The organism is Streptomyces sp. NPDC048637, assembly GCF_040650675.1.
Taxonomy (GTDB): domain Bacteria; phylum Actinomycetota; class Actinomycetes; order Streptomycetales; family Streptomycetaceae; genus Streptomyces.
On sequence record NZ_JBEZHQ010000037.1, the window covers coordinates 57,461 to 68,299 of the forward strand.

Sequence of the window (10,839 nt, forward strand, 5' to 3'; positions counted from 1 at the left end):
GTCGTCACACGTCGCCGGCACACCGGAATCCGACGTTCCCGCGGCACTCGGCCGGTGACCGTGGCGACAGCTGCTCCCGCAGCCGCGCCGCGGGAGTGTCATAGGCCCCGCCGCACAACACCGGCGACCCCGTGTCGTCCACGCAGATGTCCCAGACGTTACCGAGCAGATCGCCGATGTTGTGCGGGTTCGGTGGGAATTCCCCGACCGGGGTCAACGCCGCATGACTGCCGCGGAAATTGACCCGGCCCGCCGCGAGGTCCTCGCGCCACCACTCCCCGGTCCGCCCGGCCCGGGCCGCCAGCGCCCACTCCGCCGCGGTCGGCAGCCGCAGCGGTACGCCCATCCTTCGGCCCGCCCAGGCCAGGTAGGCACGGGCCGCGGAGAAGCTCACCGCGACCACCGGGTGGTCCCCGCGCCCCGCCGGGAAGTCCGGACCGTGCCAGCCCGCCAGGTAGTTGTCGTCCACATCCGTGCCCGCCGCCCGCGCAGCCGCCGGGAGCCAGCGCGCGTTCACCGGATCGCGGAGGAAGGCACGGAACTGCGCATGGGTCACCGGGTACCGGCCCAGCCGCACCGTCAGCGTCTCGGTGAGCGCCACCGGCACCAGCTGCGGCCAGCCGGACTCCGCCCCGCCGGCCGGCCACCGCACCCGCGCCGGGGACACCACGCCGCCGCCCGACGGTGCGGCCCCCTCGGCCGTCATACCCGCCGGAACCCGTGGCGGAGCGTTCCGGCCCCCGTGCTGCGTGGCCGCCGCCCCGGCGCGGTTGCGGAACAGACAGATCTCCCCGGCGGTCTGGCGGGTGCTCTGCTGGGGCAGCGGCCGGGACTTCGCGGTGAGCGCCGCGGTCAGCTCCTCGAAGAGCGCCGACATGCTCAGCAGACCGGACCGCCCCGGCACCCCCGCCTCGACGAGACGGATCAACTCTCCGGTGAACGCGGTGTACGTCTCTCCCGGCGGGGCCAGCGCCTGACGTGTCGCGGCGGTGGCGGTGAGCACACACGCGCCCTCGACGGCGACCGCGGGCGCGACATCCGGGCCCCGCATCAGGCCGTTCAGCGCCAGACCGCTCCAGCAGCAGTCCAGAATCACCACTTTCCGACGGGCCGTGGGCCGCCCGCCCGACGGGTGGAGCAGGACCGACCGCAGCTCCTCGTAACGCAGCGCCGTGTACGACGGGCCCGAGTGCGACCAGGGCAGTGCGAGATGGAGCTCGCCCGAATGCGGATCGACCAGGCCGTGCCCGGCGTAGTACACCACCACGGTGTCGGTCGCCTCGGCGGTGGCGTCCTCCACCGCCTTCAGGATCGCCTCCCGCGACGCCTGCCGCAGCACCCGGCACCGCTCGCCGGCCAGCCCCCAGGCCGCCGGATCACAGCACAGCTCCCGCAGCCGGCCGACGTTGTTCGCCACCGCCGGAATGTCGTCCAGCTCCGTATACGCATGGGTGCCGATCAGGACGGCGCGCGAGCGGGACGGGTCGGACAGCGCGCCCGCCAACGCACTAATCCTGCCGACCGGGCCGGTCCACCGGCGCCCCGCCGCTCCCCGCCTCCGGGGCGTCACCCTCGCCGAGCGCCCGCAGCACCCGTGCGACGGCCTCGGGATCCCCGCCGTCGACCGTCACCCTGACACCCCCGCGTTCGAGGTGTACGCGGTCCCGGCGCGGCCGGGTGCTGCGCCAGCCGGCCACCGCCACCACCAGCGAGGCCAGCTGCACCCCGCTGTCGAACACCGCCTCGACGGCCTCCAGCACCGGCCCCATGGGCCCCGGCGCCGCCGCGCGCCGCACCGGCGACAGCCCGGCCCCGGCCCGCACCCCGGGATCAGCGCTCAGCCACCTGAACAGTGACTGCGCCCCCTCGCCGGCCTCCGAGTCCCGCTCGACCTCGATCCGTACCCGCACCGCCGCCCCCGCCGCCGTCCGTGAACCCCGTCAGAGCGGTCAGCATAAGCGGCGCCCCCTACCCAGGTCTCACGATCACGCGATCGGGCCGCCGGCCCACTCCGCCAGCCGCAGCCCGCTCTCGAACCGCCGCGCGCGGCCGTCCACCGGATCGGTGAACTCCAGCACCTTCGCGAGGAGTTGAAGCGGCGCGGTGAAGTCGTCCGGCGCCGGGTCCCCGACGACCGGATAGACCGGGTCGTGGAGGATCGGCAGCCCGAGGCCGTTCATATGGACCCGCAGCTGATGGGTACGGCCGGTCGCGGGCAGCAGCCGGTACCGCCCGAGCCCGCCCCGCCGCTCGACCAGCTCGATCCGGCTCTCCGCATTGGCCGCACCGGCCTCCTCGCGTGCGGCCATCACCCCGCGCTCTTTGACGATCCGGCTGCGCACGGTCACCGGCAGCCCCACCGTCCCGTCGTACGGCGCCACCGCCTCGTACTCCTTGCGCACCCGCCGTCCGCTGAACAGATTCTGGTACGCGCCCCGGTCCTCGGGCCGTACGACGAACAGCGCCAGCCCCGCCGTCAGCCGGTCGAGCCGGTGCGCGGGCTGCAGCGCGGGCAGCCCGAGATCACGCCGCAGCCGCGCCAGCGCGGTCTCGGTGATGTGCCGCCCGCGCGGCGTCGTGGCGAGAAAGTGCGGTTTGTCGGCGATCACGATCCGCTCGTCCCGGTGGACGATCCCCACCTCGAACGGCACCGGCACCTCCGGAGCGAAGTCCCGGTGGAACCACACATACCGTCCGGCCGCATACGGCTCACCCCCGCTCAGCGCCCCGTCCGCCCCGACGAACCGCCCGCGCCCAGCATGGCGTCCACCCGGCCCGCCCCGATCGCCCCCTGGAACCGGTCGACCAGATGGTCCCGGAGGGTGCCCCACGCCCCGTCCGGATCGGCGGGCAGCCGTACCCGTACGGGGTCGATCCCGTCGCGCTGGGGAAGCGGAGCGGGGGGAACCGGGGATCTGCGTCTCACACCGCAAGAGAACCCCAGACCGGCCGGTGCCCTCAAGTCACCCCGGGAAGCGACGCCCGCCGCCAGGTGCCCGCGAGGCCCGGAACCAGGGGGCGACAGGCCATAGCCCCTGCTTATGGATCCAGTGCGTATGGGCTTTGGACGCGACGGGAAGCCGCCGGTAAGGATTGAGCACGAGGCCATCCCAGGGCATAACGCCCGGCAAGCGACATCACTTCGCACCGAGGGCCGCAGGGTACGGGCCGGTGGAACCGGAAGCACGCCGCCCACCAGGCCCGGTCACCGGTCGGCCCCTCCTCGACAAAGTAGGACATCATGCTCGTCCACCGTCCCTCCCAAGAAGGCTTGATCCCCGGTCAAGAGTCTGCCTTCGGCAGCGAGATCCCCCTGGCCGGCACCAAGACCCCGGGTATCCCCGGGCTCGAACGCCTCAGCGCCATCGCGCTGTGCGCGCTGCCCACCGAGGAGCGCGCCGCGGCCAAGGCCCGTTCCTTCACCCGCGCACAGCTGCGCACCTGGGGCGTCGGCGAGGACGTGACCTACGAAGCGTGCATCCTGGTCTCCGAACTCGTCACCAATACCCTCCAGCACAGCGGAGCCGAGGGCTTCTGTGTCGGCCTCGCCCGGTCCGGCCGGCGGCTGTGCATCGAGGTGACCGACGACGGCGAGTGGCAGGAACCCGCCGCGCCCGCCGCCAACGACGTGGCGGAGTGCGGCCGGGGCCTCGCCCTGGCGAACGCCCTCACCCAGGGCTTCGGGGTGCACCGCACCCCCTCCGGAACCTGCGCCTGGGCACTGCTCGCCGACGGTACCGAGACCGGCTGCGGCACCTTCCCGGACGTCTGTCCGCTCGTCGGCACCGTCGACCTGATCGGCGGCGATGCCCCGCACGACGAGCAGGAGAAGACCACCGCCGACCGCAGCCACCGGACGCTGCACGCCTGATCGGATCGCTCCCGACACCGCCGGCAGACGAAACGCAGCATGCCGGGGTCACGGTCAGTGACCGTGACCCCGGCATGTGTGCTGGTGCCCGAAGGCCCCATGAACGACGAAATGCCGGTGATCCCCAAGGGGGCACCGGCATTCCGTGAACGGAGGAGGGGCGATCTCGTGGATGTCCCGTAAGTGTCCGAGGGGGGACTTGAACCATACGCACATGCCGGTGATGCGGGGAAAGCTGCCGTTGCCGTAGGTGTACGTCTCCGGTAGCGGCGTGGCTCGTTGACCCGGAACCGCATCGCTCCTCGCCGTGAACCAGCAGCAGCGTCGGGGCGGCGGGGCAGGCCACGGCGGTCCGGTGGCGTACATCGCTATCCGCGGTGCGCTCATGGGCTTACGGCCTCGATGCCACCCCGGCCCCTGTACCCCCGCTGCCCGGTCGGCCCCTGTCGGGCGGGCTCCGGCCGGCAAAGGGCTGGAAATCGCCGCGTCACACGAAGTTCTTGTGGGGAGATACGAGCGATCGTCAACTTAGAGTAATCAGGGGGTCACGTGGGGTGGAAGCAGGCGTTCGATGACGCGCTGAAAGAGCTGCGGGAGGCCCGCAAACAGCTGGAGCGCCTCGACGATCCGACGGTCGGGCTGTCCGCACTGCACGGGGAGATCACGCAGAGCCGCCTGAAGATCCAGGAGGCCGTCCAGACGGGCGTCACCGGGCTGCGCGAGGAGAACCGCGAAGTGCGCCGGCGCCAGGACCGGATGATCAACGACCTGAACGAGACCCGGGGCGAGCTCCGGCAGCTCCTGGACCTCGCCGACGTCCTGCGTGTAGCCGCCCTGGACCGGGCCGACGGTCCGGGGCAGAGCGACGAGTCGCCAGAGCCTCCAGGAGGCGCACGGCATGAGCTGCCCGCGGATTCCGTGGCGCAGGCAGGCCACGGGCCTGAGCCCGGCCTCGCCGTCACCGCACCGCACCAGCACACCGAGCCCGGCAGCAACCAACAGGGGGAGATCATGGACAACACCGAGCGGCAGTCGCGGCCCGAGGGCGGGAGCGACGACCAGGACCTCACCCTCAAGAACGCGATCGAGGTCGCCTACCACGGCACAGACGTCCCCACGCCGGCCTCGCCCGCCGCGCCGCAGGCCTCCGGGAGCCGGCCCGAGGATGCGAGCGTCGCCCACGGCGTCCTGCTGCTGAAGGCCGCTGGTGTCGCCTCCGCCGAGCTCGTCGCGCACCGGGACACCTGGGAGTGGCTCGCCGCCCTGGCCGTCGGCCACGGCCACTTCCGTACCCCGCCCGCGGTGGAGGACATCAAGGAGGGCCGCGTCCAGACCGTCCTGTCCGGACGCTCTCTCATCGCCCTGTTGATCGAGCTGTGGAGCACCCGCTCCACCGCCACCCCGCTGGAGGCCGACTGGGCGCTGGCGACGACCGCCTACCACCGCATCGCGGCCGAACTCGCCGATGTCGCCGGCCAGGGTGAGACCATCCGCATCGTCCTGGACGACGGCCTCCCCCACAGCGCCGACGACTGACCGCAACAAAGGATCAAATGCGTGAAGGCCGCCGGGTGGTTCGGGTGGCCTTCACGTGCTCGCGGTCTTGGCCTCCGCTGGTCGGCCGGCGGGCGCGGTGGACGCGGTTCGTCAGGCAGCGCAGCGTGGTGCGCGCAGGAAGCGACGCGCATGGCATTCGGCCGTCCGGTGGCCGGTTCGGCGTCGGCGGCCTCGACGGTGTCGGCGAGGGGGCCGCGGCGGCCATGGGGAAGCGGTGGCGAGGTGGTGGCGAGGTGGTGGGTTTCAGTGGGCTTCCCAGCTGAGCACACACGCGCGAACGCATCAACCCACCCGCACCACAGCCGAGTTGCAACGGCCTCGGTCACGCTGCCCGTAGCGCGTCGCCGCGCTGCTCGGCGGTTGAGGGCAGCCGCCAGGTCGAACAGCCGACCCCGCACCGGTCGAAGCTCAGAACACTGCCTTCCCCAGCCAAGGGGCGAATGCGCTGCGGCCCACGCCCGAAGGCGGCTCCGGATCGCTGATCGACACGCGTCAGGCGACGAGCTGAAGGAGGCGCAACATCTGACGCGTAGCCTCCACCGCGTCGCGTTCGGCCTCCGGTGCATCGACATCCCAGTGGGCGACGCTGTCACGGAACTTCTTCACAATATCCAGGCGGTCGAGGAAACTCTGCTGGTCGAAGGGCCAGCTGAGCTGCTTCCACAGCGCCGGTTCCTGGAATACATGCCGGTATTCGCCGAGGGTGATCCGGCCCTTGTTCTCCAGAATATTCCGCGTGCGGGTGGGGAGGTCCGCCCGGTTGTAGCGGTTTAGAGTCCTGCGCAGGCGACGTTCGACCTCCTCCAGGAGGGTGAATGGTTCGATGCGCATGCCTGGCCTGTCCTTCACCGGTTGGGCTCTGGCCGGTAAGTGACGATGCGTCGTGCGCAGCAAGACGGTGGACAGCGGCGGCGCTACCTCAGCACGAGGCTCTCAGCTACGCTTGCGCGTCGCAGTGATCTAGCTCAACAGAGCGTCGAATCCACTGGCGATACGGGGGGCATGTGAATTACAACGAGGACTGGGACCGTCGGCTCAATCCCTTCCGCTACAACTCTGATGGCACGTTGACTGATGCTGCGCGGAAGCAGAACGTCGCCATGCAGCTCAACTCGGCCAACATCGACGGATACGCCGGCGCACGGAGCGGGCATGCGTCTGTGCACGTCGCCACGCTTACCAAGGCGGAGAACGCCCTGGAAGAGATCCGCTCCGACACGGACCAGGTGGGGTTGGGTGCCCTGAACGCGACCGATGGCTCGGTCATCGGCCTACAGGGCTGGGAGAGTGCGGGCGGGCTTGGCGCCATGCGAGCGCGATGGGCGGACGAAGCCGTCAACTTCAGCGAGCAGCTGTCCGATGCGTGCGCAAACCTGCACAACACCGCTACGGCGTACAAGGACACCGATCGGGAAGAGCAGGCCCGGATGAACTCGATCAACCACGGGGGCAAGTGAAAATGGTCGATTTCTCCGACATCATGCACGCCGACCTTGGCAAGCTCAAAGCGGCTGCCGACGAATGGCATCTCGTTCCGAAGAAGTACCAGGGTCTCACTGAATCATTCGATGCGCGCGTTGCCAATCTCTTAAAATCCGACTGGGAGGGCGAGGCCGCCGATAAGGCTCAGACTGCCTTTGTCAAGCTGCGTAAGCAGTACCAGGCTGCAACCGAAGAATCCCGCGACATCGCGCGACTCCTCCAGGACGCGCATGAGGAGCTCCACACCCTCCAGAAGCAGCTCCGCCGGATCGTGGAGGAAGATGCCCCGGCCGACAAGCTCAAGGTCACCGAGGACGGGACCATTGTCGACGCCGACCCCACTCGAAGCGCAGGACGCAATGCTGATCCCGATCACACGTACCTCAAGCAGCGGGACGAGAAAATCCAGGCGTTGCGAGGCCGCATCGCTACGGTGGTCAAACGTGCGACCGTTGCCGACGAGGGACTGAATTACGCGCTGCGTCGTGATGCGAACGGTGCGAAGAACCTCGGATTCAACACCAAGGTCCACACCTCACTCGACGCGGCCGAAGCCGATCAGGCCTTGGCGCTGACCAAGAGTGGCGGCAAGCTCTCTGACAAGCAGCTCAGCCAGCTCAATCGCATCCTTGAAGTCAAGGATCATGACAAGGAGTTCTCGGAGCGGCTCGCTGTCGGCATGGGACCCAAGGGATCCCTGGATTTCTGGGCCAAGGTGGCCGATCCGGAACAGAAGCCCTACCAGCCTTCGACCGAGCCTGACAAGGAGCGTCGCGCCCTGCTGAAGCACTTGCAGGAGAACCTGGGCACCACGTTGGGAACCGCCACCCACAGCGACAGCGCCGCTATGAAGCACTGGAAGAGCGAGATGCTCGATCTGGGGCCGCGGCGGCTTGGCTTCGGCGACGCGGCGAACCCGTACGGGTTCCAGGTGATGAGCAACCTGATGAGGCACGGTAATTACGACTCGGACTTCCTCAAGGACTACGGGAAGAAACTGCTTGACACGGATCGGAACTTCAATCCGACGATCAAGGGTGCCCCCAATCCCTGGACATACCAAACCGAGTCCGATCTGAACTTCGGCAGCTCCAACGACCGGGGAAACGACCCCATGACCGGATTCATGGAGGCGCTCGGCCACAACCACAAGGCATCCACGGGCTTTTTCGGGTCCGACAAGGATCTCGAGTACCTGATGAAGGACCGTGTCTGGCCGGACGACTCGACGCCGGACGGGGACACCAAGGACGGCCTCGCGGGCTACAGCTCCCTGGGCCACGCCCTGGAGGCAGCGTCGACCGGCCATGACTTCGGCACTCCACCCGGGCCCGGTGCGCCCCACACCAAGGAGGAGGCAGAAGTGATGAGCAAGGTCATCACCACCGTCTCCAAAGACGACAGCACCATCCACGACGGCATGGGCGGCAGCCTCGGCAGGATGTCGGCCGAATATATGCCGGACATTCACCACCTGCTTTCCGGAGGGCGCGATGACGGTACCTCCGATGGCGAGCTCGACTCGCTCTACCCACGAGGGAAGAATCCTCCGCTCCTGTTCCCTGAAGGGAATGGGACGCGCGATATAACCCGTTTTCTGTACACGGTGGGCAAGGACCCAGACGGGTTCGCCGGTATCAACTACGGCCAGACCCAGTACACCAGTGAAGTGCTTAACTATCATTTCGCCCACCCGGAAGCTAACGACAGGACCAACTCGGAGACCCTGGAAGAGGTCACTCGTCGGGGCGGCCAGATCGAAAGCATTATCGACAACGGGCGCAAGGATGCAGTTGTTCAGGGCGCCGTGGACAACGACTCGAAGTTCAACAAGGCCCTGGCCGACAGCGGCGGTTGGGCGAAGACCATCGTCGGAATCGGCGTCGGCGTCGGCACTAGCCACATCGTGTCACCCATCGGAGGGGCACTCGTCGGCGCCGCGGCGGGAGATGTGAGTGGCAGGCTCATCGATTCCATCACCGGGGGATTCGTACGTGACCCCAAGGGTGATGCCCTCTACAGCGCCGCCGGCGAGATGGAGAAGAATCAGGAGTCTCTGCGCACAGTCACCGAGCGCGCTGCTTCCCTGGCCAACGCGAACCATCCCTCGGGGCTGTCAAGACAAGACATACAGGCCGCCATACAACGCGGAGCTGAGGACGGCAACTCACTCGGCTTCGTCTCCGTGAAGGGCAACACCAATGACAACGCCGGCTCCTGACAACAGGCCCGCTCGACAAGAAGACGCAGCGCGGCGCGCCCCTCGGAGGCGGCACTTGGTGACGGTGCTTGCCGCCCTTGTCGTGGGTGTCGGCGGCACCCTGGCGGTGGAGCGCACCCTGCTGAGCCCGAACGCAACCGATGATGTGGCCGATATCTGTGGGGGTACTGTGGTATCCACCGACGCTGGCCCCGTCACCCGGAATATCCCAAGTAATCCATCCGTGACTTCCTCATGGGTGGATTACGCACGGGATGGTTCCCTTCTTGAAAACTGCACTGTATCGGCTGGCCGTACCCAGGTCCTTCGAGTCACTGCAAACCTTGAGCGAGGCTCGACCGCAGACTGGGAACGATTCACGAAATCGCAAATCCCCAGTGCAGTCGGGCCTAAAATGGCCTTCGATGCTGGCGACCGCGCTGTGTCTTACAACAAGGACGCCGCCATACATGTGCCGTGCACCTTGCCCCGGAACCAACCCAAGAACGACGACGGCAAAGCCATTACGACTTACGTTGCCGTCGTAGCACATGCCTCCGGGTCTGCCGTCGAGGAAAACGACAAACGTCGCCAGGATCTCGCTTACCTTGCCTCCCGGGTCGCTGAGCACGCTCACTCCACCATGAGATGCAAGGAGCCTCTCAACATCCCGGACGGTGCGCCCAAGGTGGGGAGCGCCGGCTGAGTCCGGCGGTGGCATTTTCTCGGAGCGGGCAGGGGAGATCTCCCTCCCCCTGAGCGCGTGTCACCTCGGACTGTGGTCGCACCAGGGGCCCGTGCCTCACGGTCAAGGAAGTCGAGGCCGGGCACGACCGGCTGTTGAGCAGCATTTCCCCGGCAATAGCTCGAAAATTTGCCGTTGCCAAGAAGAGTCTCGCCGGAGTGACCGGGCGCAAAGCAGCCAGATGTATGTCGATATTCGGCCAGAACATGATGTGTTTCAGGGGCGGAACGGCCGTGGTTGACGCGCGTTCCCGGCAAGGGGTTACATGGATTAGCTGTGGCATGGGTGCCGGGCGAGTGTTTTGTGAGGACCGGGGGATTTCGGGTGGCTGAGGAATATCGCGTCGATCTGAGTGCGCTGCAACAGGTGATCACTCGGCTCAACTCGCTGGTGGACACCATGGACGGGGTCGGGTCGACCGCGGAGTACAAGACAGAGCTGCCGGAGGGCTACCTGGGGCGGGAGTTCGGCGAGGAGACTGCGCTGAGGGGTGCGCACGGCAAGATGAAGCAGGAGATTGCCGCCATGGTCACCGAGCTGAAGAGCATGATCGCTGAGGTGAGTCAGAAGTCCTCAGTGGTGCTGAGCGGTTACGACAGTCGCGAGCAAGACGTCCGCGCGTCGATGCGCTGATAAATAGAGAGGTCTCTCGTCTCACGCACGTGGGGCGAGAGAACGGGGGAGGACGGGAATGAGTAGTCGTGGGGGCGGGCACCACACAGACTTTTCGAGCCATACGCTCGAAAAGTTGAAGGGCATGGTGCAGGACGCACAGCCGGGCAAGGTTGAAGAGATCGCCGATCACTGGATGCATGTCCATGATCAGATAGCTGGCGCTGCACCCGATGGCAGTGTGCGGGATCTGCTGGACAAGGCTGTGGCGGATGTTCGGGAGCACTGGCACGGGGCGGCGGCCGACGCCTTCGCCGCGCGGGCAAAGATCTTGAGCACGAGCCTCAAGCACGGCGCGCTTTATGCGAAGAA

General features: G+C 67.7%; 9 protein-coding genes and 1 pseudogene. 6 read left to right on the forward strand and 4 right to left on the reverse strand.

Going from position 1 to position 10,839, the window contains the following annotated elements:
• Nucleotides 1–4: 4 nt before the first annotated feature.
• From AB0C46_RS32490 to AB0C46_RS32500, 3 genes and pseudogenes are all read right to left on the reverse strand, one after another.
• Entirely contained in the window at nt 5–1,504 is a 1,500-nt protein-coding gene (locus tag AB0C46_RS32490; RefSeq protein ID WP_362832247.1) for an SUMF1/EgtB/PvdO family nonheme iron enzyme, read from the reverse strand.
• Between the two features lie 4 nt (nt 1,505–1,508).
• Nucleotides 1,509–1,910: a hypothetical protein gene (locus AB0C46_RS32495; protein ID WP_362832249.1), complete on the reverse strand. Its 402-nt coding sequence runs from the start codon at nt 1,908–1,910 to the stop codon at nt 1,509–1,511.
• A 75-nt stretch (nt 1,911–1,985) separates the two neighbouring features.
• A pseudogene (locus AB0C46_RS32500) lies at nt 1,986–2,926 on the reverse strand (pseudouridine synthase).
• Between the two features lie 345 nt (nt 2,927–3,271).
• Here AB0C46_RS32500 and AB0C46_RS32505 point away from each other — a divergent pair.
• Both AB0C46_RS32505 and AB0C46_RS32510 read left to right on the forward strand, forming a co-directional pair.
• The gene (locus tag AB0C46_RS32505) at nt 3,272–3,871 is read left to right on the forward strand and encodes an ATP-binding protein (protein WP_362832250.1); all 600 of its coding nucleotides are present in this window, start codon (nt 3,272–3,274) and stop codon (nt 3,869–3,871) included.
• Nucleotides 3,872–4,420: 549 nt separating this feature from the next.
• Nucleotides 4,421–5,407 carry a hypothetical protein gene (locus AB0C46_RS32510; protein WP_362832251.1) on the forward strand — a complete coding sequence of 329 codons (987 nt, stop codon included), beginning with the start codon at nt 4,421–4,423 and terminating at the stop codon, nt 5,405–5,407.
• Between the two features lie 513 nt (nt 5,408–5,920).
• Here the strand turns inward: AB0C46_RS32510 and AB0C46_RS32515 are convergent.
• Complete coding sequence (locus AB0C46_RS32515) at nt 5,921–6,259, reverse strand: hypothetical protein (RefSeq protein WP_362832252.1); 339 nt, start codon at nt 6,257–6,259, stop codon at nt 5,921–5,923.
• Nucleotides 6,260–6,432: 173 nt separating this feature from the next.
• On the opposite strand from AB0C46_RS32515, the gene AB0C46_RS32520 reads away from it, so the two are divergent.
• The 4 genes from AB0C46_RS32520 (at nt 6,433) to AB0C46_RS32535 (ending at nt 10,488) form a co-directional block, all read left to right on the forward strand.
• Nucleotides 6,433–6,885 carry a hypothetical protein gene (locus AB0C46_RS32520; RefSeq protein WP_362832253.1) on the forward strand — a complete coding sequence of 151 codons (453 nt, stop codon included), beginning with the start codon at nt 6,433–6,435 and terminating at the stop codon, nt 6,883–6,885.
• A 2-nt stretch (nt 6,886–6,887) separates the two neighbouring features.
• Complete coding sequence (locus AB0C46_RS32525; protein WP_362832254.1) at nt 6,888–9,131, forward strand: hypothetical protein; 2,244 nt, start codon at nt 6,888–6,890, stop codon at nt 9,129–9,131.
• A 55-nt stretch (nt 9,132–9,186) separates the two neighbouring features.
• Nucleotides 9,187–9,816, forward strand: a complete 630-nt coding sequence (locus AB0C46_RS32530; RefSeq protein WP_362832256.1) for a hypothetical protein — start codon at nt 9,187–9,189, stop codon at nt 9,814–9,816.
• A 363-nt stretch (nt 9,817–10,179) separates the two neighbouring features.
• A complete protein-coding gene (locus AB0C46_RS32535; RefSeq protein ID WP_362832257.1) occupies nt 10,180–10,488 on the forward strand; it encodes a hypothetical protein in 309 nt (102 codons plus the stop codon).
• Nucleotides 10,489–10,839 lie beyond the last annotated feature (351 nt).

Coding starts and splice junctions, on each gene's coding strand:
- AB0C46_RS32515 (WP_362832252.1), bottom strand. CDS start 6,259: ATGCGCATCGAACCATTCACCCTCCTGGAGGAGGTCGAACGTCGCCTG.
- AB0C46_RS32525 (WP_362832254.1), top strand. CDS start 6,888: ATGGTCGATTTCTCCGACATCATGCACGCCGACCTTGGCAAGCTCAAA.